Source organism: Antarcticibacterium sp. 1MA-6-2, from assembly GCF_021535135.1.
Taxonomy (GTDB): Bacteria; Bacteroidota; Bacteroidia; order Flavobacteriales; family Flavobacteriaceae; genus Gillisia.
This window is the reverse complement of the sequence record NZ_CP091036.1, coordinates 262,562-285,560: the sequence shown is the minus strand read 5'-3', so window position 1 is coordinate 285,560 and position 22,999 is coordinate 262,562. Positions and strand designations below refer to the sequence as shown.

Genomic DNA, 22,999 nt, shown 5'->3' with positions numbered 1-22,999 from the left:
GTAAAATAAGTAATAATTAACTCTTTTTAACAATTGTTCCTGATGATTTTTTTGTTTCGGAAAAAAATCACCTTTTTTAACCACTTTCATTCAGGAAAACAAAAAAAGAGCCCTAAACAGGCTCTTTTTCAGATAATTATTCAAGAATATTTTACAGAGTTTTTGCCTCCCGGATTATCTCTTCAACAATTTCAGGATTAAGAAGGGTCGAAGTGTCTCCAAGATTCTCTGTATCGCGTGAAGCAATCTTTCTTAAAATTCTTCGCATAATCTTACCACTTCTGGTTTTGGGAAGCCCGCTCACAAATTGTATTTTATCTGGTTTTGCAATTGGTCCAATAATTTTGGAAACTTCAGCTTTTATTTCCTCTTTAAGGGTATCACTGGGTTCTACATCATCATAAAGGATCACATATGCATAAAGAGCATTTCCTTTGATATCATGAGGGAAGCCTACAACTGCACTTTCGGCAACTTTCATGTGTTCATTGATCGCATTTTCTATAGGTGCAGTTCCCAGGTTGTGCCCAGAAACAATTACCACGTCATCCACCCGGCTAGGTTATCCTGTAGTTTCCTGTGGCATCCCGGTAAGCGCCGTCGCTTAGTGAAATACATATTTTCGTAAGCTGAAAAGTAGACTTCTTTATACCGCTGATGATCTCCATAAATTGTCCTTGCCATAGAGGGCCAGGGAAATTTTATTGCAAGACGTCCCTCTGCCTTTTCGTGAACATTTTCAATTTCCTTCCCGTTCTCATCCATAAGTGCAGGTTGAACTCCCGGGAGAGGTTGAGTAGCAAAAGCTGGCCGGGTAGGTGTTATACCAAGCAATTGGAGAAATCATTATAGCTCCTGTTTCCGTTTGCCACCAGGTGTCTACAATAGGACAGTTTAGTTTTCCAATATTGTCATTATACCAGTGCCAGGCTTCTTCATTTATGGGTTCCCCAACAGTACCAAGAACTTTTAGAGAAGAAAGATCATGTTTTTCAACAAAAGATAAAGGATGTTTTGCCAATGCCCGAATTGCAGTTGGAGCCGTATAAAAATGGGTGACCTTTAATTTTTCCACTATTTCCCAAAATCTACCATGGTTAGGGTAACTTGGTACACCTTCGAACATTACTGTAGTAGCTCCTGCAGCTAAGGGACCGTAAATTATATAAGAGTGACCTGTGATCCAGCCTATATCTGCTGTACACCAGTAGACGTCCCGGGACTTTGGATTATCTGCATTATACTGAAAAACATTTGTGAAAGTATATGTGGTATTTATAAGATAACCTGCGGTAGTATGAACCATTCCTTTTGGTTTTCCTGTAGATCCCGAAGTATAGAGAATGAATAAAAGATCCTCGGCATCCATAACTTCTGCCGGACACTCTTTCTCCACCTTCTGTAGTTCATTAAACCAAAATTTATCTCTTCCTTCCTGCATTGGAGTAGGTTCGACTGTTCTCCTGTATACAATTACAGTTTCAATGGAAGGAGTATTCTTTAGCGCCTCATCACAAATCTCTTTGAGGTTAACAGGTTTGGAACCCCTGAAAACCTGATTTGCAGTGACAAGTAGTTTACATTGGGAATCATTTATCCTGTTTGCTATTGCGGTACTGGAGAATCCTGCAAAAACAATAGAGTGAACTGCACCTATTCGCGCACAGGCCAACATTGCAATTGCAAGCTCCGGGATCATAGGCATATAAAGACATACCCTATCCCCTTTTTTTATTCCGTTGTTCTTAAGAACATTGGCAAATTGAGATACTTTTACAAATAATTGCCTGTAAGAAATATAACGGGATTCCTCATCTGGATCATTAGGTTCCCAGATAATTGCTGTTTTGTTACCCAGCTTTTCCAGGTGCCTGTCGAGACAGTTTTCAGTCACGTTCATTTTACCTCCCTGAAACCACTTTACTTCAGGTTTTGCAAAATTCCATTCCAGGGTTTTATCCCATTTTTTTTGCCACTGAAATTCACTAAGCAATTTTATCCCAAAATGCTTCCGGATTTTCTACACTTTCCTGGTAAGCTTTTTTGTATTCAGCAAAAGATTTGATCTGTATATTTTTCATTGTCTAAAAATAAAGAAACCACAGAAGAAAAACAAAATAGAAAGTTAAAAGAAATAAAAGAGAAAATAAAAAATAAGTAAATGCCGAAAATAAGTAAAGAGGCATAAATAAAAGAGATAAAATAATTTCTCTTCTCTCCTGCTTTTTACCGACTCCTTAAGTAAGACAGCACGTTTTCTTCAATACGCTCTTCTATGTTAGAAACATCAGCTTTAACAAATTCAGTTCCCGTGATCTTTTCAAAGAGTTCAATATATCTTTCAGAAACCGATTCTACATACTCATCGCTCATCACCGGAACCTGTTGCCCCGGCAGGCCCTGGAATTCATTTTGTATGAGCCACTGCCTTACAAATTCCTTTGAGAGTTGTTTTTGTTGCTCTCCCTGCTCCTGTCTTTCTTCATATCCCGTCATATAAAAATAACGGGAGGAATCTGGAGTGTGAATTTCATCTATAAGTACAATTTCCCCTTCTCTTGTTTTTCCGAATTCATATTTTGTATCAACGAGTATGAGGCCTCTCTCGGCGGCTATTTCAGTTCCTCTGTCAAAAAGCTTTCTGGTATAATCTTCGAGTACTTTATAATCTTCCTCAGTAACAATGCCCCGGCGAATAATATCTTCTCTTGAAATATCTTCATCGTGATCCCCCATTTCGGCTTTAGTGGCCGGAGTTATAATGGGTTCAGGAAAAGGATCATTTTCTTTCAAGCCATCGGGGAGTAAGACTCCACATAATTCTCTTTTCCCTGCTTTGTATTCCCTTGCGGAATGGCTAAGCCATATATCCCCGAATAACCATTTCCACCTTAAAGGGTTCACATTTTATTCCCACAGCAACATTAGGATCGGGGGTTGCCTCGAGCCAGTTTGGAACTATATCCCTTGTTGCCTCCATCATCCTGGTTGCAATTTGATTCAATATTTGTCCTTTATAAGGTATCCCTTTCGGCATAACCACATCAAAAGCTGAAAGCCTGTCGGTAGCGATCATTACCAGTACATCATTCTCCAGTTCATAAACTTCCCTCACCTTCCCTTTGTATACTGATTTTTGCCCGGGAAAATTGTAATTGGTATTTGTAATAGTATTAGTCATAATAAAGATATTCTGTCCAGACGAGGGACTAAAAATAGGTTTTAAAAAATTTGGAATTAATCTACGTGCTCAATCTCCTTGTAAGCAGCAATCACTTTTTTGACAAGGCGGTGTCTAATCACATCTTTGTCATCCAGGTATACCATGCCAATCCCGTTGATATCTTTTAATACAAGTAGGGCTTCCTTCAATCCTGAGATCACCCTTCGGGGAAGGTCAATTTGTCCTGGATCTCCCGTGATCATAAACTTCGCATTTTTACCCATACGCGTAAGGAACATCTTCATTTGAGCGTGAGTGGTGTTTTGTGCCTCATCCAGGATTACAAATGCATTATCCAGGGTTCGGCCCCGCATAAATGCCAGTGGGGCGATTTGGATCACACCTTTTTCTATAAGGATTTCCAGTTTTTCATGAGGGATCATATCCCTTAACCCGTCATAAAGCGGCTGCATATAAGGATCAAGTTTTTCTTTTAGATCTCCCGGAAGAAATCCAAGATTTTCACCTGCTTCTACCGCTAAGCCTGGTGAGAATAATCCTTTTCACCTGCTTTTCTTTAAGCGCTTTTACGGCCAAAGCCACCCCGGTATAAGTTTTCCCTGTACCTGCAGGCCCAATTGCAAAGACCATATCGTTGGTATTCATAAGCTCCACCAACTTACGTTGATTGGCGGTCTGGGCTTTTATAAGTTTACCTCCAACCCCGTGAACCAGTACCTGTCCACTTTCGGCAGATGTAGCATAGTCTTCTTTGCTGTCGCTCGTAAGAACTCTTTCAATTACATTTTCATCCAGCTTATTAAATTTTCCAAAATGATCCATGAGCATCGTAAAGCGCTTAAGTCAAATTCCTCCAGCATATCTTCATCACCATACACCATAATACGACTGCCTCTGGCAACGATCTTAAGCTTTGGAAAATATTTTTTAAGAAGTTCTATATGTTCATTGTGTTGCCCGAAAAATTCTCTTGGGCTAATTTCTGAAAGTTCAATAACGAGTTCGTTCAAAAGCTGATAGATTTACAATTATTTATAATATTTTTTGCCGGGGCGTATTTCGATTTAACCTGCGCAAATTCTCGTTTTGCACTTCAGGAAATTACAGAATTTTCTTTTAATTTTGACACGAGCTGGAAGAAATAAAATTATCTTCGCTCCTATTACAAACTTACACAAAATTACAAGCTCAACTTCCTAAAAAATATTAACAATCCCCAATGGCTATAATTACTTTAACGACTGATTTTGGAGAAAAAGATCATTTTGCCGGAGCCGTTAAAGGAACTATTTATTCTGAGATGGAAAATATTAGAATTGTTGATATTTCCCATTCAGTTTCTCCTTTTCATATTACCGAGGCGGCTTACATTATTAAAAATGCCTACAAAAGTTTCCCTCCCGGTACTGTTCATATAATAGGAATAGACAGTGAACTTACTCCGGAAAATAAACACCTGGCGGTGCTGCTGGATGATCACTATTTTATTTGTGCGAACAATGGAATTCTTTCCCTGATAGCTTCAGAAATAAATCCTGAAAAGATCGTGGAAATTAATATCCATAACACCGTAGATTCCAATTTCCCGGTACTTGATGTCTTTGTGCGGGTGGCCTGCCATATTGCCCGGGGAGGAACCCTTGAAGTTGTAGGAAAAACCATAGAAAATCTTAAATACTTAAAAGAGGTTGAGCCTTATATTAATGCTGAAAAAAATCAAATTATAGGGCACGTTTTGTATATTGATAACTACGGAAATGTGGTAACTAACATTAGCAAAAAATTATTTGACAATACAGGAAAAGGCAGAACTTTTAATATTTCGGCACGTACTGCAAAGTTTTCTGAAATTTTCAAGACCTACAGTGACGCTATAAACTTCAAACTGGAAAAAGATAAAAGAGAGGAAGACGGTAAAAAGCTCGCGATCTTTAATTCTGCTTAGTTATATAGAACTGGCAATCTATAAAAGCAATCCAAGCACCGTAGGCAGCGCATCTACCCTTTTTGGCCTGGAACTTAGAGATACGATTACAATAAAATTTGAGTAAATGTTTGTAAAAATAGTAAAAATGAGTTTCCAGCCGGAGAATATTGAAACATTTCTTGCCAATTTTGAAGATCAAAAAGAGAAAATAAGGGGATTTGAAGGTTGTGAATTTCTGGAACTTTACAGAGATAAAAACAATACAAACCGTTTTTTTACGTATAGTTACTGGAAAGATGAAGAGTCCCTCGAAAACTACCGACATTCTGAATTGTTCAAAAAAGTATGGGCAGAGACGAAGATCTATTTTAACGAAAAACCGGAAGCCTGGAGTGTTGATAAGATCGTAAGTTTGGAGTGAGAATGGACGGGGGAGGTTAAATGATTATTAGTTATTGGTTATAGGTTATTAGTTATAAGTTATAGGTTATTAGTTGTGAGTTGTGAGTTATTAGTTATACGTTAAAAGTTATACGTTATAGGACTTCGCTGGAAAGTGGAAGTTTAGACGCTGGGGATTGGTGAGGATGTTCGATTTAGGTTATTAGTTATAGGTTAAAGGCTCCTAGGTGAAAAGGTGACCGTGGAGAAAAAATCCCCCACAGAGACTTTGAATCTGAAATTGAAACCAAAAATTTGAAACCTGAAACCTGAAACCTCAAACTTTGAACCTTGAACTTTAAACTTTGAACCTTAAACCTTGAACTTTCAAATTTGGAATTTGGAATATTTATAAGAATTGATAGCAAAATTACAAACAGACCTCACAGGTTTTTTAAAACCTGTGAGGTCTAACAAATGAATAGGTGATTGCAATCTTAAATAAAGAAATCCGCTCATTTTTTTCCTCGACCACCGGGTATTTGGTTGTAGGATTGTTCCTAATAGTTTGCGGACTCTTCCTTTTTGTATTTGATGGAGGTTATAATATTCTCGATAACGGGTTTGCAGATCTAAGCCCTTTTTTTTAACCTGGCGCCCTGGATATTTATTTTTCTTATTCCGGCTATCACAATGAAAAGTTTTGCCGAGGAAAACAAACAGGGTACAATGGAAATCCTGCTCACTCGCCCCATTGGACGTTGGAACCTGGTTTGGGGAAAATTTTTGGGAGCCTTCTTTCTCACAGTTATTGCTATTGTACCCACAGTTGTCTACGTTTATACCGTGTCTCAATTAGGTAATCCTCCGGGAAATTTTGATGTGGGCGCAACCCTGGGTTCTTACTTTGGATTGTTTTTACTTGCTTTCAGCTATACTGCTATCGGGATATTTTCTTCAGCTCTTTCAAATAACCAGATCACAGCTTTTATAGTTGCAGTTTTTCTATGCTTTTTTCTCTTTTTTGCTTTTGAAGGAATGGCGGGTTATAATCTTTTCGGGGATTCGGCTTACGGAATTGAATATCTGGGAATGAGTTTTCACTATAAAAGTATGAGCCGCGGGGTGATAGACAGCAGGGATATTATTTATTTCCTTAGCATCATTACATTTTTTCTTAGCCTCACATTTTTCCGCCTGCGTCCCCAAACTCAGGAAGTAACAAAAAACAGCAAAAGTTGAAGAAGTTCGGACTCTATAAATATCTGTTTATTTTGGTTGTGGGACTGGTGCTTATCAATCTTTTGGCAGCCAACTTCCATCAGCGGTTTGACTTTACCCAGGACCAGCGTTACACCCTTTCCCCTGCGGCAAAAGAAATTGTTGATAAGGTAGAGGCAAGTAATTATTGATGTTTTTCTTAGCGGGATTACTCAGCCGGAATTCCGCAGGTTACAGAATGAAACCCGGCAGATCCTGGAAGAATTTGCAGCCTATAACAGCAATATCCGCTTTAATTTTATTGATCCTTTAGCTGAAGGTGGAGACGCCAATGCAATTGCCGAAGAGTTTTATAAAATGGGAATGACTCCTGCCCGTTTGGGAGTTATGGAAAGCGGAAAAACCAGTGAGACCATTATATTTCCCTGGGCAATGGCAAATTATGGCGAGCAAACGGTGAAGATCCCTTTACTCAAAAATAAGTTGGGAACTACCGATGAGGAACGGGTCAACAATTCAGTCCAGCAATTGGAATACGCTTTTTCCGATGCTTTTAACAGACTCGTGCGACCAAGGCAAAAGAAGATAGCAGTAATGCGCGGCAATGGGGAACTGGCAGATCCTTACCTGGCCGACTTTATTCAAACCATTCGTCAATATTATTTTGTAGCTCCTTTTACTTTAGATTCCGCAGCAGTACATCCTCAAAAGACCTTGCAGGATCTGGAAGAATTTGATCTTATTATAGAAGCCAAACCTACAGAAGCTTTTACTGAACAGGAAAAATTTGTTCTGGACCAGTATCTTATGCAGGGAGGAAAAGCTTTATGGCTTGTAGAAAACGTGGCAATGGAGACCGATAGTTTGCTTAATCCAGGCGGAATGGCCTTTGCACTGCCCCGGGACCTCAACCTGGGCGATATGTTTTTCTCCTATGGCGTGAGGATCAACCCTGCGCTGGTAAACGATATTTATTCTGCACCTATTGTATTAGCCAGCGGCAATGGCAGTGAAACCCGGTTTACTCCTTACCCATGGTTCTACAGCCCTCTAACCTCTTCGCCAAATTCCCACCCCATTATTAATAACCTGGAGGCAGTGAAATTTGATTGGGCAAATCCTATCGACACTCTCCCAAATCCTATTAAAAAAACCGTACTGCTGTCAAGTTCTCCTCAAAGCAAGGTAGAGGGAGTTCCAAGAGAGATTAGCCTGAGTATGATCAACACCCCACCCGATTTTTCCACCTACACTTCAGGAGAACAACCTCTGGCCGTATTGTTACAGGGTGAATTTACATCAGCCTACAGGAACAGGATCAAACTGGCTAAAATTGAAGATCCCGTTGAAACGGGGGATTATACTGAGATGATCATCATTTCAGACGGAGATCTCATTAGAAATCAGCTACAGCGGGGAGAGCCGCTGGAACTCGGTTTTGATCGATACACTTAGCAATACTTACGGTAACAAAGAATTCCTTCTTAATTCAGTTAATTTTCTTCTGGACGATTCGGGGATAATTAATATCCGTACAAAGGAAATTAGCATTCCTTTTCTCAATGCTGAAAAAGTAGCTGCAGAAAAGGAAAAGTGGCAGGTCATTAATCTTGGGATTCCGCTGGTTTTACTGGCGCTCGGTGCAATTCTCTTCAATTTCTTCCGAAAGAAACGCTACATTAAAAAGTAAGCCTCCTTCTGCTCAATACCCGCATCTTAAATAATATTAACAATCCTTCAGATTTTAAAATTGTAACCTACTGATAATCATTTATATATTTAATTCCGAAGCCATTTTGCTGTTAATAAAATATCTGTAGATGTACCCGGGTTTTTCAATGATTAGGATATATTTGTAATGATTAAAACCAATCGATACGTCCATGAAATTTATTGTCTCTAGTACATATTTGCTGAAACAGCTTCAAATTTTAGGAGGGGTTATCAACAACAATAACACCCTGCCTATTTTAGATAATTTTTTATTTGAATTAAAACAGGATGAATTAACTGTTTCTGCTTCTGATTTGGAAACAACAATGTCAGCCAAACTTAAGGTAGAATCAGATTCTGAAGGTGCTATTGCGGTTCCTGCAAAGTTGTTACTCGAAACTCTTAAGACCTTTCCAGAGCAACCGCTTACTTTTGTTGTTGAAGACAATAATACAATTGAACTTAGTTCCAACCACGGTAAATATGCCCTTGCATATGCTAACGGTGAGGAGTTTCCAAATGCTGTGGAATTAAGCGATCCTAGCAGTACTGTGGTACAGGGAGACGTATTGGCCACTGCGATAAGCAAAACCATATTTGCATCGGGGAACGACGATTTAAGGTCAGTTAATGAGCGGGGTTTTCTTTCAGTTTTCTACTGAAGGTTTGACCTTTGTCGCTACAGATGCTCACAAACTTGTGAAGTACAGCCGGGAAGATGTTTCAGCCTCTCAACAGGCAGAATTCATTATGCCTAAAAAACCTTTGAACCTATTAAAAGGAATTCTTGCGGGTAGTGAGACTGATGTGCTTATCGAATACAATGACTCTAATGCTAAATTTACTTTTGAAGATACCACACTTATCTGCCGACTTATAGACGGAAAATATCCCAACTATGAAGCGGTGATCCCAAAAGAAAATCCGAATAAATTGACAATTGACCGAAGCCAGTTCCTGAGTTCTGTAAGAAGGGTTTCAATTTTCTCAAATAAAACCACGCACCAGGTACGCCTGAAGATCGCAGGAGCCGAACTAAATATTTCTGCTGAAGATATTGACTACAGCAATAAAGCTGAAGAACGTTTAACCTGCGCCTACCAGGGCGACGACATGCAAATTGGCTTCAACTCACGTTTCCTCACCGAAATGCTGAACAACCTGAACGCGGGAGAAGTGCAACTGGAAATGAGCCTTCCAAATCGCGCAGGAATTCTAACTCCTATCGACGGACTGGATGAAGGAGAAAAAATTACAATGCTGGTAATGCTTAATGCTTAATAATTAGTATTGAGATGTTAGTATTGAGATATTAGTATTGAGTATTGAGATTTTGTCCAATGTAAATTGTACAATAACCAAAAACACCATTCAGGTATGAATGGTGTTTTTATTTACAATGAAATTCCTTCTGTTTAGATCTGCGTATTCTGCGAGATCTGCGGGAAACATATAGAACACTAATTATTACTTCTTGTCTCTTGTCTCTTGTCTCTTGACTTTTATTTTATAAATTCTATTGTCATAGGATAATTGGGTATTTCGCCATTACTCACTTTTATAGCATTAATGATAGGAAAAAGTAGTCCCATCAACCAGATCCCACCCAGGATGAAAAGTCCAAGTCCAAAGAGAAAAATAAGTGGTATACTTATTATACTATAAATGAACAGGCTTATCTGGAAGTTCAGGATCATTTTTCCATGTGCATCCATTCCTGCCACGTTGTCTTTTTGGGTGAGCCAGATGATTAGCGGAACTATAAATCCGCCAATTCCGGTAACAAAATCCAGTAACTGGCTCAGGTGTGTTATTACTAATAATTGTCTGTCTTCTCTCATGATGATTTAGTTTTTAAATATTTGATTGATGATTATTTTATTTCATTTTCAAAGTTAATAAAAATATTTCAGTTTTTGGTTATAGGCAGTACTATGTTATCCAAAGAAGCGAAGATTTTATTCAGATTACTGGAACTCGTATAATTTTTTTAGCTCCAAGCTCCATTTTCCCCGGTTCCGGAAAGGTTTGGATGCAGGGAAGGACTGGCTTATATTTGCATAATGAGAAACAACGATACCATTGTAGCTTTAGCCACAGCTTCAGGAGCAGGAGCAATTGCCGTAATAAGGATTTCAGGTCCCGAAGCTATTGAGATCGTCTCCTCCCTTTTTTCAGCAAAGAGTAAAAAATCCCTGGAGGAACAGCCCAGTCACACTTTACACCTTGGAAATATTGAAGATGGAGAGCGGGTGATAGACGAGGTACTGGTTTCTGTTTTTCATGGTCCCCGCTCCTATACCGGGGAAAATACTATTGAAATTTCCTGTCACGGCAGCTCTTATATTCAACAGGAAATTATCCAACTACTTGTACGGAAAGGTTGCCGCTCTGCTGAAGCTGGCGAATTCACCTTGCGTGCTTTCCTAAACGGAAAAATGGACCTGAGCCAGGCCGAAGCTGTTGCCGATCTTATTTCTTCGGAAAATCAGGCGTCGCATCAAATGGCGATGCAGCAAATGCGTGGCGGCTTCTCTAATGAGATCCAGCGCCTTCGCCAGGAACTGCTCAATTTTGCTTCCCTTATAGAACTCGAGCTGGACTTTGCCGAAGAAGATGTGGAATTTGCCAACCGCGATGAATTCCGGGAGCTGGTTGCCAGAATTCAGAAAGTACTCTCCCGGCTAATCGATTCCTTTGCAGTAGGAAATGTTCTCAAAAACGGAATTCCGGTTGCAATCGTAGGAGAGCCAAATGTGGGAAAATCTACTTTACTTAATGCCCTGCTTAATGAAGAAAGAGCAATAGTTTCAGATATCGCGGGTACTACAAGAGATACTATAGAAGACGAAATTTCCATAGGAGGTGTCGGATTCCGATTTATTGATACAGCAGGGATCCGTGAAACTGTAGACGTCATTGAAGGACTGGGGATCAAAAAAACATTTGAAAAAATAAGACAGGCGCAGGTAATTATATACCTGCTGGACAGCGCCCGCTCACGTCATCCTGAACTTGTTTCAGGATCTAACGTAAATAAAGATGGATTTGGCAATCTGGCTGAAATTAAGGTTGAAATAGAGAAAATCAAGAATCAGTTTCCGCAAAAGCCGCTTATTATAGTGGCCAATAAAATTGACAAACTATCATCTGAAGATATAGAAGAATTGAGCGTCACCCTGAGCGCAGTCGAAGGGTCTCATTTTGTGCCATTATCTGCAAAAGAAAATAAAGGTATCGACGAACTTCAGGCGAAGCTACTGGCCTTTGTCAACACTAAGCGAACTCCGTAACAACAATACAATAGTTACCAATTCCAGGCATTACAACGCTCTACTTAAAGCACTCGAAGAAATCAACAAAGTTCAGGATGGATTAAATGCCAATCTTTCGGGAGACCTGCTCGCTATAGACATCCGCCAGGCGTTGTATCATTTTGGTGAGATTACCGGGGAAGTTACAAACGATGAGCTGCTGGGGAATATCTTTGCTAATTTCTGTATTGGCAAATAACAAGAAGATTAATAATTTCAATTGACATTAATAAAAATCGAAACGTAGTAACTTAGCGGTTCATAGCCTCTCTTATTTTTTATCTTTTCCTATAAAAAAGGTACCCCATTTTATATCTTTGGTATACCGTTGTTAAAGTTTATTCAAAGGGTAAAATATAAAAATCAAGATAAAAAAGACGGCTACAGGTAAGTACAGCCTTTATTTATATTGAATACTTTAAAGAAATATTTCCAGATGCAGGCTTGCTAATTCGCATTCCTTGTCAACCACCATTTGGTCTCATAAAAAACGTCTTCATAAGGGAAGTGGTGTACGAAACTTCATTGATCTTAGAAGTATTCTGGTTTCCCCTAATAAAGCCTCTGTTAGTAGATCAAGTTAGACACCCTTACTAGCAAAACAGGGTGTCGGAGAATTGGACTGATCTCAAATTATCCCATTTTCAAGTTGCCAAAGTTTTGTTATGTTATTAGTTATCTATCAATATTATTTACTCTTTCTTCCAGACAATATAATCAATCTCAATCGAGCGATTATTTCCTGAATAATTCTCTTTTATCAGTGAAAACCTAGCCAGCCGTCCCTCCGTAGTTCGCATACAAATACAAGATCCTTTTTTAATATTTGAGGTAGGTATATGTTGAGATATTTTATCTAAACTCCCCGCTTCTTTGCACTCTTGATAGTCAATTGACCGATCAGCCATTTTCAGGAATTGAGCATCGAAGGTAATGCCGTCACCTTTTGATACCCCTGGTTGAATAATTATATCATGAACTGAGTGATAAGCAAAAATATCAGCGTCCCTTGGTGAGATAGATGTTCCTAGAGGTATTAAATTACCTTCATCTAAATCGGCCACTCTTCCACTATTACTACTACTAATAGGAATTTCAAGCCTTCCCTTCCTCCAAATATTATTGGTTTCCTCCTGCTCCGTAAGATTAACTACTTCCTCTGTATCATCATTGTCTTTAGCAGGGAAAACTTCGCCCCACCACCACGGCGCAGTACCACCAGCTAACAATGCGACTACTACAGCTAAAATTATCTGGGATACCGTATTAGAATTTCTTTTCTTTTCAGTCATATTTTAGGTCTTAATAATTTATTATTACTTTGAAAATTATTTATAATCGGAATTTTAATCCCCAAATGTTGCTTTAAGACCTAAGATTTTATAGTCATGAATGACTTAAAACCTCATATCGGGTAAACTTCGTTTTAGCACCAAATTCCGCCAAAACACCTTCAGGGTCATCAGGTGCATTTGCAGCTCCAAAAGGAGAACCTCCCTGATTGTTCCAATGGATTATCCAACAATAACGGTGTTTCCCTTCGGGTGAATCTTCCTTTACCAGAAATTGGGCGGTGATGAGACCGCCACGGGTCTGTTGCCCTATATTGATAGTATTAAATACATCATTCTTCATATATTTCTCAAATACCAAAAGGTTTGCTTCTGCATTGAGTTTGATTTGATACATACCGATTTGTTGAGTCATTTTTTTATTTTTTAGTTCATAATAGTTTGATCATTTAACCGGGAAATAAACTTGAAGACCGGATTTGTTAAGCTTATATCACTTTCTGATCATCTTGATATTTGTGTGGTTAGGGATACCTAGTAAAGAATACTAAATCCAGCAATCCCATTGGCAGAGTTAACTTCCAATTTTTCATCACTACTTTTGAAGCACTACCATCTTTCTGTAAGGGAATCTGAAGGATCTGAATATCAGGTTTCTACATAATATAACTATGATATGCGTTTTTTATCTGCTCCTTTGCAGCTTTAAATTTATTCCTCAAGACCAATGACAAGTGAGAGCTTTGAATAGCATTGATTACGAGGCTGGCTCATCTAACTGTATGTCTTTTAATAAATTTGATTTCAGCCATTTTGTAATATATTTTGCTTGAAGAATAAGTTTGGGCAATGGGAGATAAGTCAGAAATGGATTAAAGAATATTTACGAGTACTGTGAGTAAAGAAATATTTACTTCTCCCTTAATACCTATACTTTATTTTAATCTATAATACTACCTAGGTTTTTTAAAAAATTAAATAGCATTGTCTAATGGCAGGGAAGATGGTAATGAGTTTTTTCATCTCATTTTTGCCACTCCTCATTTCAAATGAGGATCTAATAAATAATACATCTTTTGCATTCTATTCATTTTCAATAATTTGCAACTGTATTAAAGTTAATTAATATTGTGAAATTAACCTAACAAATTTAAACATTCCCCTGATCCTTCCGAATAAAATTCTTTGGTCCAGCTTACATAAAGCAAATCTTATGAAAAATTATTTAGCAAAGTTTCGTCTGATATTTCTTTTCTTTAGTTATTCCAAAATTCGTAACCCTCAAATAGAAATTTGGTCGTCTATCCAATTAAATCCTTTGCCCCTACTCTCGACGTCATTTCCTGCTTTAACCGCTGCTAGGATTAAATTGTAATGCCTGGCAAAATTTAAAAAAAATTAAATTTCAAAATATCAGAGTGCTGACATCTCTCTTACAAATTACTGTAGGTTCGATTTGCTGTTGTAATTCAGAGGCTTGCTAGCTCTAAAATGTTTATATTAGTAAGATATTTTTCTAAAAAGATGTTGTGCGTCGATTTAAACCCTCACCCGGATCTGCTGGAGTTTATTGAAAGCCTCAAAATTGTTCATGTCAATTTTGCTACTGAAAAACATTTGTCACATTTATACACTTATGTTCCTAACTATTCTCAATTCCTTTGCATACATCTTGCTGACAGGATTCGAATTAAAAATATAAATACTAAATATGAAATTTGTCCCGGGATATTATTAATTGGTCCACAATTACTCACCTCCAAACTGGATTTGGGAAGACTCTATAAATGTGTGGTGGTAGCGTTTAAGCCTTCTGGATTATATCGCATGACAAACATACCTCATTGCAAAATTATAAATAAATGGTTGAATGCCCGGGATATTTTAGGAACGGAAATAGAAACTCTTTTTGCGCGTATTGTTGAAGCTAAGGGAGACGAAGAGATCAATACAATTATTCAAAAATATCTACTTTTAAAATTAATAAACTTACAACCCTCCAAACCTTTTGATATTGCAATATTACAATTAATACGCGCTAGTGGAAATGTTTCTATAGAAGATGTTGCGTCACAATCTTGCGTAAGCATAAGACAATTGGAGCGCATTGCCCTAAGCAGAATTGGTGTGTCTCCAAAACATTATTCAAAGCTTGTGAGATTCTCACAAGCTTATAAATATAAAGAAGCTCATCCATCAACTCCCTGGGTTAATATTGCATATCGATTTGGATATTACGATCATATGCACTTTATCCATGATTTTAAATCTTTTGTAGGATGTACACCCGGATACATTGAAGAAGAAGAATTTAAAATGTCAATTAAACTTCAAAGACTAATGGAATAAATTCATAACTCCATTTTTTATTTTGTAAGAATTTTATTCTTTAAATGTTTAAATGTCGCTTTTATACTATGTTGTAAATTTTTTTTTCTAATACATTTGAAATATAAGTATTATTTGTTCCTTCATTTAGCTGCATAAGTATTACGCAATAAGCCGTTATTTCAAAGATTTGTTATTTTTTCCATTCTGAAAATAATGCTTACGAAATTGTAAGACAAAAAATATTTAAGAAGTTACCCTACTTTCTTCGCACCGTATATAATTTTTCTTTTTTCGACCTTCTCATTTTATTAGCAGTGGGGCTCAAACTTTTTTGGCTGTGCTAGATAAAGTGAACAAAGCAGTTTTACTCTCCCTGTAAGACCCGCTGTTTTACATTTACTGAATTTTTTTTCATCAGTTCCTTTAGATTCTAACTATAAACCTTTATTTATTTCCATATGAATGCTTTAATAGAAAAAGCCTTTCGTGAAATAGGAACTAAAGAAATTTCCGGTTCTAAGCATAATCCTAAGATTGTTAATTATGCTAAAGAAGCGGGTTTTTCATACATAAAAGATGATGAAACACCCTGGTGTAGCATTTTTTTAAACTACCTGGCCAAAAAAGTGGGTTTGGAGCATAGTGGAAAGGCAAATGCAAGATCCTGGCTACACGTAGGATTACCAGTTTTGGATCCGGAACCAGGAGACATTGTTATCTATTGGAGAGAAAGCCCAAATTCGTATATGGGCCACGTTGGAATTTATATGGGTTACTCCCAGGATAAAAGTCGTATTTATACCCTGGGCGGAAATCAGGGAAATATGGTGAGCGAAACTGCTTATTCTGCATCTCAATTACTTGGATTTCGTCGGTTACGTCCAGTGGAGGACATGCAGTTCTCCCATAAGAACCTACAACGTGGAGATGTAGGTGAGAAAATCATATTGCTTCAGGATGCTCTAAAATTAGTAGGATGTAATCCAGGAACTTCAGATGGCATATTCGGTATAAAAACAGAAAATGCACTTAAGTTATTTCAGGCAAATCACTTACACCTGAAGATATCGGGAGTTTTTGATGAGGCTACAAAACAACAACTTACGTATGAGATAAAGGCTGCTCGAAAACCGTTGGAACCGGGAATACTTCAAAATCATAAAACATCCTGATTGCTAAAGCCTCAAAAATTATTGATGAAATCCGAAAAATTATAAAAAGAATGATATAAAAATACCCTCATGTTTACACCCATAAAGGCTATAACCCTAACTAGAGAACTACTTTACAAAAGGATTTCAGGCCAAACAAGTAAACCTATCCACAGATTGGATATATTAAATAGTATTCCAATTCTAAAAATTTATAACTGATGTAATCCAGATTTATTATGGAATTAAATAATGACTTAGTAAGGGAAGTTTGTAATAAATTTCACTTTAAATTGGACGGTCAAGTTCATTATTTATTCGGAATTAGAGGCTCTTTGCCTGTTGTAGCACTTGTTGGAAAACCCGAAGAAGGATATGAATTTTCATCTTCACACGAACTAAGTGCCACCCCAATTAATTATAGCTCCCCCTGTTGCACTATAGGCATTTGGAATGAACAAACCAACAAACTTGCAGTTTATCCGGGAAGTTCACTTCCTTCTACTGAATACCTAACACGAATGCCTCAAAAAAGGGCAGAGTTCAACATTCTATGCCCCGGTAATTATACACTTAGCAAAGGTTTGCATCCACGCAATTCGGATTTTATACAGTACCCCGCTTTTCTAATGAACGGTCAGGCTTTGGTGTACAAACCTAAATTGGTACGAGTTACTTCCGGTTTGGATTTTTCTTTTGAAGACGCCAATCACCAGGTGGTTTTTGCAGGTGATAATTTACATGCCACAGGTTATGAACCCGGAGTAAAGGAAAATGAAATGTCATTATTGAACCTGCCTGTGGATAGTTCGGGCTGCATCACAGTGTGCGGATGCCCCAAATTATATCAACGTAATCAATATTCATCCAGCCACTGGAATAGCTGGGAATATTTTTACAATTTCCTTGATAAACAAAAAAGTAGGGATTATTCCTTTATGCTTTTCAATTATGAAGATTTTACGTATTCCAAACAACCAAAGGGAAGCATAGAACTGAGGTACGGCAGTGAAGGGGAATCAGTTCAGGAGCTGCAAACCATCCTTTCCCAATCCTTGGATGCACGAACCGGAAAGCCTTATTATAAGGGGGAAATCGATGGGAAATTAGTAAATGAGTCCGCCAGTTCTGCTTTCGAATTCTTTCAGAATATTTGTTCTCCTAAAATAGGGTCTACCATTCCTTTGGAAAAGATAAAGACAAAAATAAAACATTTTGGCATTACTTAATAACCATAAAACCTGAATTATGTTAGCGTTAGAGCATAAACAAATCATCAACGGTATCACTGTTCACCGCGATTCGCATAACAGCCAACAGTTTTATTACTTACCGTCTGAAAAAGCAAAGATTGCTGACAACGGAAAGAAAATCCATTTCGTTGCATATGTTGACGGTGAGGTAATTGAAGGAACAGATCCTGATTTTTCCAAAGATATTGAAAGGACAGGCGGTTTTCTTTCGCTTGAAGTTGAACTCGGGCCAAATGCTCGTGAAGTGGAAGCTATTTTAGAAGAATTAAAGGGTACTGAAGGTGATAATATTCGTTTATCACAAGCCGATTTTTTTGATGGTTCGGTCAAGCTTGTGATGTTTGGTAGTGATGATTCTAACCCCAGTGATCCATTAAAAATGACCATTGCCGGGTCAACCAAACCATCTTTGTACGGAGTGCAGACTGCCGTCTTTTCTGTTCGGGTTGGAGGTTTGCTTAGCCCAGGTCTTATGGGATATTATGAAGAAAGGAAAGCAGACACAGGCTGTGGTCAATTATGAACTGCAATACAAAGGCTTAGCACCTGCTTACAATTTAGAAATTACCGTTGACTTTAAAGCCACAGAAGAATTTTGGCACCACCACATAGATGCTGATTTCAGCCTGGGTTCACCATCACTCAAAATTGTATCAAACAACGATATTGATCTTATTATGCGCGACCTGGTAAACACAGGCGTTATCACCATTAAGGAAACCGATTTTTCCGGTGAAAGTTCGGGCGACGGGGCTCCAACAATAGAAGATCACATGAAGATTGTGAAAGAACTAATGTTGCCTATCATGTTTAATCCCACGGCCATACCCAATGAAGATTATAATGTTTTGGGTAGTACCTTGCCCTCCGAGAGAGATGGCACCCCTGGTCCGTCGGCTACACCACAGCCATCGACCACACCAGAACCATCGGCCACACCAACACCATCAGCCACACCCTCTACCCCTACAGCCACTCCTGTTCCTGAACCTTCTGAAGGACCCGAAACTCCCACTCCGCCGGACAATGGCGGCGGCGAAACAACTGTGCCCCCGCCAGGCTCCAGCATACCACCTCCACGCACTTCCGCACCACCACCTATAAGCAGCAGCCCCCCTCCTGAAACCACAACACCTCCGGGTAGTACCTTGCCTCCGGGAAGTACCCTGCCTCCTACCCAAAGCACTACCCCTCCACCCAGTTTAGGAACTCCGCCAACTACAACAGGTACACCTCCGGATGTTCCTAATGGAAACAATAACCAAAGAATAGATACCAGCATTTCCATTAATGCCGGGTATCAATTGCAGCACCGATCTATTAGCCAACAGGTTAAACGGACCTTCACCTATTCAAAGGCTATGGCCCTCACCAATAAAATTTATCCTTCAGGTATGCTTTCCCTTGACGGAACAGATTTTAAAGCAGAGGATCAGGTATTGTTGGTCCGGCTTGGAGAAGGTCCTTTCAAAAAAATTGCTATCGAAATTAGATCAGCACTTGATTTTGAAGAATTTCAGATTGAAGAAGCCATTGTGCATTTATCCTACGGTTTTAAAGGGGCTGAAGGTGACAAAACCAGGAGATTGCACCAGGAAAGTTATGTAGTCAGTCCTTCCAAGCCCAGAACAAATTTGGAATTTTTTACAGATCAATATGGAACTCTTACTTATGATTATTATGTGGAATTTATTCATAAGGCAGGATCACTTATAGGTTCGCATGAAACAAAGGTGAGAAGCCGCGATTTTACAGATGTTACAGAAAGGGATATTGCCGTGAACATTTCTGACCATTCGCCTCTCATTCCGGTGGAACTCCAGCCCGGGACAATAGATTTTGAAGAAGATGGTGTCCAATCTGTACAGGTTTTTGTTTCACCAGAAGAAGAAGGAAGTGGGAAAACAGTCATTTTTAATAAAGACAACACCCTCCTAAAAAAATTCCTCATTTTCCCAAAAACTCCAGGCGTATTCAGGTATTTCCGTAGAGACATATTTTTCTTCAGACAAGAAAAAATTGAACAGGAATTTGCCAACCAGGTGAGTTCACAGGTTATTGTTAACAGACCCGAAGCCAGAATATTGGTAATCAGTCCAATTTTGGTAAATCCTGGGCAGCTCATTTCCAAAGCAATTGTAAAAGTGGTTTATAGCAATGGCATTGGTGAGCAGTTTAGTAAGGCTCTGGTCCTGAATGGAGGAGGGCAGGATTTGGTTCAGCAAAACTTTACCATTGTTGTAGAAGAAGATGACCCCCGAACCTGGAGAGCTCAAACAGATTTTATTCTATTAAACGGCGATATAGTTCAGGGACTGGAACGAAACTATACTATCGAACAGCCACCAATAAGTCTAGAAAATTGTGGAATTAAAATTCTAAAAATTTCCACTCTGTTGGGAGCCGATACCTTCTCCGGCACAATTGCCGCCATACAAGTGCAGGTTTTTGATATCGATGCGGCAGGCGCCAACCCATTGGAAACCGTGATGCTTAAAAAAGACAAAATGGAAGAAACAATTGTTTTGCCCAATGTAGATGTAAATGACCCTCTCACAGCCGTAGTCTTGATTTTAAAACGCGATGGTACCGATGAAGCACAAAACATCGTTGTCCCTTCTGGCCTTAACGAATTGCTATTAAGAATAACCAATATTTAATAATTAGTAAGAACCATAAAATTAATTATCATGTTAATGTTATTTCCAACCATAAAAGTTCCTGGTTTAGACGATTTAGAAATCTTTCGTGACCATGAAAAAGAAGATACTTTTTATGTCCTCAGAGGTAGGCCTCGCATTGCTGAAGATAACGAAGGCAACCCTCAATTAAGTTTTAACTTTTTTTCCAGAAATGCCGACATAGCCTATGCCAGTAGTTCCAACAAAGAATTGGTTGAAACCCAATTAGGACAATTGTTGTTCACTACAGATCTTTCCATTTCTGCTGAAGAGCATAAAAAAATTACGGATTACCTCGAGTCAATTCTTGATAAACCGAATTTAAATTTCACCAAACTTTATTCGAAGCTGAGGGCAGGAAGGCCTGCTTTTATAAAAATTGCCGGAAGCAATAAACCCAAAATCAAATTAGGCACTCCTAATACCTGGAAAGATGGCGTAGCAAGACTCGAAATTCTGGAAGGCCTTGGAGAGACTTTCAAAAAACAATCGAGCTCAGAAGTTAAGCCTGCTTTGGTAGGCTCCAACGCAGCTGCATTCTATGCCACATTTGGCATTGAAGGCAGCCAGCTAATGTTTGATGCCTTAACCAAAGGTTACCAGGGCGATAAAGACAAAGGAAACTTAACGCCTTTGCAAGCTATTGTTCGATACGAATTGAAAGGCTTTGCTTTTATACCAAATCTTGAAATTAAAGTATCAGCAAACAGTTCTCAGATTTTCTCTGCAATGGAATCGTATAAGGAAGACTACAGCAAATTTAGACGCGGAGGAATCAAAACTGAAATCGGGTTCTTTACTTACAAAAGAACCGATAGCAGAAGCGTAACCGCCAGCAAAACCGATATCAGCAAAATGGTGGAAGAATTAATTGATCGCAAAGTCATCAACATTGAAATAACAGATTTTGGTGATGTCGCTGCCAACAGTGAAGAATTGAAAGAAATTGAAACCAGTTTACGTACATCCCTTATGGAAGTTATTATGCAAACCATAATTCCTAACTTTTTTCAAACGGCTTTTATTGGTGATGAAAAACAACCAGAAGAGGAAGAAGATGAGCAACCAAAATCTGGACCCAATCCAGACGTGGGCGTATCAGCTGCTGAAAGAAACAGGCCTAATGTAGAAACTCATTATTACTTTCAAAGCAATGTCGACAAAACTAAAATCACATCATTAAATTTCAACTTTAAGAAAAACGGCACTGTTGAATTTAGAAGATATCCAAATGGTAGCCTGACCACCAAACTGAGCCAGGAACAATTAAAATCGCTTGTTAAAGAAATCGATATCAGCAGTCCGAGGGTGCAGATTTTAGAGGTGCAAGTAGGCGTAAATGCTGATTTTGGCACAGACAATATCCATAGCATTATTGTAAATATAAGCTATAGCCAAAGGGACGCAGCGAGCAATATGGTTCGCGAAAATTCAAAATCTTTTCTATTTAAAACGGGTCAGGAAATCTACACTTTCCGCGTAACCATGGCTCGAAATGCCAAAGGAGAATTGATTGATTTTTACAATGCAGAGGCAAAAATTTCTTATATAGGAACAGCTGAAGCGCCACCTCCCATCACATTAGAAAACATCAGCGATCGTGCCCTTATTATTTCTTATGATAAGCTGGGATTTGTTACAGTAAACTGCATTGCTTAGTGACATTGACTGGAATCTGATTAAAGAAGCCATTGTAAATCTTGAATATACTGCTGAGCCTAATAAACCAGACACTCGAAAAGAGATAAGATTGAATAAGGAAAACCTCACCGACAATTGGAGGTGTTATATGTATGGTAAAAAAGACAAGCAGTACAGCTATAAAGTGAAATACATATATCACGATGGCAAGGAAATTTTAGGTGAAACAAAAACAGACACCAGGGATACCTTAATGATTGATGATTTGCTCACCAGCCGGGCCAAGGCGTCATTCGATTTGATTCTCGATCCCGCAACAGTTCAAACTGCAAAAATCGAAATTCTTTATGAAGATACATCCAAAGGCGTCAAAGAGGAATTTTCCAAATGGTTTACCGCATCAGAAACCTGGGATTGGAGTATGCGATTGCAGGAAGGATCCGGAAAATCCTTTAAATACAGACATTTTGTGCAATACAAAGATGGAATTGTAGCCACTCAGTCCCTGGATAGATGCTGAGAGTGATGATGACATTCCGCCTATCACTCTGGGTCGAAAACTTAAAGTCTTAACTATTGATGGCGGACTTTTGGATTGGAGTCAATGGCAGGTCGTTTACGTAAGTGTTGATTATAACGAACCTGAAAACAATTATAAGGTTTCAAAAAACATTCGGCTTGATAGCGCCAATCCAATGCAATCTTTTGAAGTGATGCCCTTTTCGAACAACAGTCAGCCATTTAAATATACACTGAAATTTGCAAAAGCAGGCTCTTCGCCAATTGATGTACCCTTACAGGAAAACACCTCCGGATTGTTATTGATTGAAGATCCTCAGGCAATTGACAATCCTCCTGTGGAGCCCCAACCTACTGTTACACCGCCTGTTAATCCATAAAATTTAAAGCC

17 protein-coding genes and 6 pseudogenes are annotated in these 22,999 nt (G+C 38.6%); 17 read left to right on the top strand and 6 right to left on the bottom strand.

Annotated elements, in window-relative coordinates:
* Window positions 1–151 precede the first annotated feature (151 nt).
* The 3 pseudogenes from acs to LZ575_RS01335 form a co-directional block, all read right to left on the bottom strand.
* Window positions 152–2,081 (bottom strand): annotated as a pseudogene (gene acs / locus LZ575_RS01345) (acetate--CoA ligase).
* A gap of 145 nt (window positions 2,082–2,226) precedes the next feature.
* Window positions 2,227–3,181 (bottom strand): annotated as a pseudogene (locus LZ575_RS01340) (phosphoribosylaminoimidazolesuccinocarboxamide synthase).
* 56 nt (window positions 3,182–3,237) lie between these two features.
* Window positions 3,238–4,194 (bottom strand): annotated as a pseudogene (locus LZ575_RS01335) (PhoH family protein).
* A 209-nt stretch (window positions 4,195–4,403) separates the two neighbouring features.
* On the opposite strand from LZ575_RS01335, the pseudogene LZ575_RS01330 reads away from it, so the two are divergent.
* The 7 genes and pseudogenes from LZ575_RS01330 to dnaN all read left to right on the top strand — a co-directional run bounded on the left by LZ575_RS01330 (window position 4,404) and on the right by dnaN (window position 9,714).
* A pseudogene (locus tag LZ575_RS01330) lies at window positions 4,404–5,235 on the top strand (S-adenosyl-l-methionine hydroxide adenosyltransferase family protein).
* On the top strand, window positions 5,236–5,532 hold the full coding sequence (locus tag LZ575_RS01325; protein WP_235327861.1) for a putative quinol monooxygenase: 297 nt from the start codon (window positions 5,236–5,238) through the stop codon (window positions 5,530–5,532).
* Window positions 5,533–5,977: 445 nt separating this feature from the next.
* A pseudogene (gene gldF, locus LZ575_RS01320) lies at window positions 5,978–6,734 on the top strand (gliding motility-associated ABC transporter permease subunit GldF).
* Window positions 6,731–6,904, top strand: a complete 174-nt coding sequence (locus LZ575_RS23070; protein WP_311195919.1) for a hypothetical protein — start codon at window positions 6,731–6,733, stop codon at window positions 6,902–6,904. The pseudogene gldF and the gene LZ575_RS23070 overlap by 4 nt, the downstream one beginning before the upstream one ends.
* Entirely contained in the window at window positions 6,897–8,168 is a 1,272-nt protein-coding gene (gene gldG / locus LZ575_RS01315) for a gliding motility-associated ABC transporter substrate-binding protein GldG (protein WP_311196142.1), read from the top strand. Before LZ575_RS23070 ends, gldG begins: the two co-directional genes overlap by 8 nt.
* Entirely contained in the window at window positions 8,152–8,403 is a 252-nt protein-coding gene (locus tag LZ575_RS23065) for a hypothetical protein (protein ID WP_311195918.1), read from the top strand. Before gldG ends, LZ575_RS23065 begins: the two co-directional genes overlap by 17 nt.
* Before the next feature lie 193 nt (window positions 8,404–8,596).
* Window positions 8,597–9,714: pseudogene (gene dnaN, locus LZ575_RS01310) on the top strand (DNA polymerase III subunit beta).
* Between the two features lie 214 nt (window positions 9,715–9,928).
* On the opposite strand, the gene LZ575_RS01305 reads toward dnaN, so the two are convergent.
* Entirely contained in the window at window positions 9,929–10,267 is a 339-nt protein-coding gene (locus LZ575_RS01305) for a DUF4870 domain-containing protein (protein ID WP_235327859.1), read from the bottom strand.
* A 222-nt stretch (window positions 10,268–10,489) separates the two neighbouring features.
* On the opposite strand from LZ575_RS01305, the gene mnmE reads away from it, so the two are divergent.
* On the top strand, window positions 10,490–11,719 hold the full coding sequence (gene mnmE / locus LZ575_RS01300; RefSeq protein ID WP_255702726.1) for a tRNA uridine-5-carboxymethylaminomethyl(34) synthesis GTPase MnmE: 1,230 nt from the start codon (window positions 10,490–10,492) through the stop codon (window positions 11,717–11,719).
* Entirely contained in the window at window positions 11,694–11,939 is a 246-nt protein-coding gene (locus tag LZ575_RS24165; protein WP_255702725.1) for a hypothetical protein, read from the top strand. The genes mnmE and LZ575_RS24165 overlap by 26 nt, the downstream gene beginning before the upstream one ends.
* Window positions 11,940–12,432: 493 nt before the next feature.
* On the opposite strand, the gene LZ575_RS01295 is transcribed toward LZ575_RS24165, so the two are convergent.
* On the bottom strand, window positions 12,433–13,032 hold the full coding sequence (locus LZ575_RS01295; RefSeq protein WP_235327857.1) for a hypothetical protein: 600 nt from the start codon (window positions 13,030–13,032) through the stop codon (window positions 12,433–12,435).
* A 94-nt stretch (window positions 13,033–13,126) separates the two neighbouring features.
* Window positions 13,127–13,447 carry a hypothetical protein gene (locus LZ575_RS01290; RefSeq protein ID WP_235327855.1) on the bottom strand — a complete coding sequence of 107 codons (321 nt, stop codon included), beginning with the start codon at window positions 13,445–13,447 and terminating at the stop codon, window positions 13,127–13,129.
* A gap of 1,076 nt (window positions 13,448–14,523) precedes the next feature.
* Here LZ575_RS01290 and LZ575_RS01285 point away from each other — a divergent pair.
* The 8 genes from LZ575_RS01285 to LZ575_RS01250 all read left to right on the top strand — a co-directional run bounded on the left by LZ575_RS01285 (window position 14,524) and on the right by LZ575_RS01250 (window position 22,988).
* Window positions 14,524–15,381, top strand: coding sequence for an AraC family transcriptional regulator (locus tag LZ575_RS01285; RefSeq protein WP_235327853.1), 858 nt, complete (start codon window positions 14,524–14,526; stop codon window positions 15,379–15,381).
* A 440-nt stretch (window positions 15,382–15,821) separates the two neighbouring features.
* Entirely contained in the window at window positions 15,822–16,535 is a 714-nt protein-coding gene (locus LZ575_RS01280) for a TIGR02594 family protein (RefSeq protein ID WP_235327851.1), read from the top strand.
* Window positions 16,536–16,807: 272 nt separating this feature from the next.
* Complete coding sequence (locus LZ575_RS01275) at window positions 16,808–17,743, top strand: hypothetical protein (RefSeq protein WP_235327849.1); 936 nt, start codon at window positions 16,808–16,810, stop codon at window positions 17,741–17,743.
* A 19-nt stretch (window positions 17,744–17,762) separates the two neighbouring features.
* A complete protein-coding gene (locus LZ575_RS01270) occupies window positions 17,763–18,290 on the top strand; it encodes a hypothetical protein (protein ID WP_235327847.1) in 528 nt (175 codons plus the stop codon).
* Window positions 18,250–20,427 carry a hypothetical protein gene (locus tag LZ575_RS22175; protein ID WP_255702724.1) on the top strand — a complete coding sequence of 726 codons (2,178 nt, stop codon included), beginning with the start codon at window positions 18,250–18,252 and terminating at the stop codon, window positions 20,425–20,427. The genes LZ575_RS01270 and LZ575_RS22175 overlap by 41 nt, the downstream gene beginning before the upstream one ends.
* Before the next feature lie 30 nt (window positions 20,428–20,457).
* Complete coding sequence (locus tag LZ575_RS01260) at window positions 20,458–22,107, top strand: hypothetical protein (RefSeq protein ID WP_235327845.1); 1,650 nt, start codon at window positions 20,458–20,460, stop codon at window positions 22,105–22,107.
* A complete protein-coding gene (locus LZ575_RS01255; protein WP_235327843.1) occupies window positions 22,100–22,609 on the top strand; it encodes a hypothetical protein in 510 nt (169 codons plus the stop codon). Before LZ575_RS01260 ends, LZ575_RS01255 begins: the two co-directional genes overlap by 8 nt.
* 70 nt (window positions 22,610–22,679) lie before the next feature.
* Complete coding sequence (locus LZ575_RS01250) at window positions 22,680–22,988, top strand: hypothetical protein (RefSeq protein ID WP_235327841.1); 309 nt, start codon at window positions 22,680–22,682, stop codon at window positions 22,986–22,988.
* Window positions 22,989–22,999: the final 11 nt, after the last annotated feature.

What these genes read in the sequence shown, in the direction of transcription:
- LZ575_RS01325 (WP_235327861.1), top strand. Translation starts at nt 5,236, where the DNA reads ATGTTTGTAAAAATAGTAAAAATGAGTTTCCAGCCGGAGAATATTGAA.
- LZ575_RS01305 (WP_235327859.1), bottom strand. Translation starts at nt 10,267, where the DNA reads ATGAGAGAAGACAGACAATTATTAGTAATAACACACCTGAGCCAGTTA.
- mnmE (WP_255702726.1), top strand. Translation starts at nt 10,490, where the DNA reads ATGAGAAACAACGATACCATTGTAGCTTTAGCCACAGCTTCAGGAGCA.
- LZ575_RS01295 (WP_235327857.1), bottom strand. Translation starts at nt 13,032, where the DNA reads ATGACTGAAAAGAAAAGAAATTCTAATACGGTATCCCAGATAATTTTA.
- LZ575_RS01290 (WP_235327855.1), bottom strand. Translation starts at nt 13,447, where the DNA reads ATGACTCAACAAATCGGTATGTATCAAATCAAACTCAATGCAGAAGCA.
- LZ575_RS01285 (WP_235327853.1), top strand. Translation starts at nt 14,524, where the DNA reads ATGTTTATATTAGTAAGATATTTTTCTAAAAAGATGTTGTGCGTCGAT.
- LZ575_RS01280 (WP_235327851.1), top strand. Translation starts at nt 15,822, where the DNA reads ATGAATGCTTTAATAGAAAAAGCCTTTCGTGAAATAGGAACTAAAGAA.
- LZ575_RS01270 (WP_235327847.1), top strand. Translation starts at nt 17,763, where the DNA reads ATGTTAGCGTTAGAGCATAAACAAATCATCAACGGTATCACTGTTCAC.
- LZ575_RS22175 (WP_255702724.1), top strand. Translation starts at nt 18,250, where the DNA reads ATGAAGAAAGGAAAGCAGACACAGGCTGTGGTCAATTATGAACTGCAA.
- LZ575_RS01260 (WP_235327845.1), top strand. Translation starts at nt 20,458, where the DNA reads ATGTTAATGTTATTTCCAACCATAAAAGTTCCTGGTTTAGACGATTTA.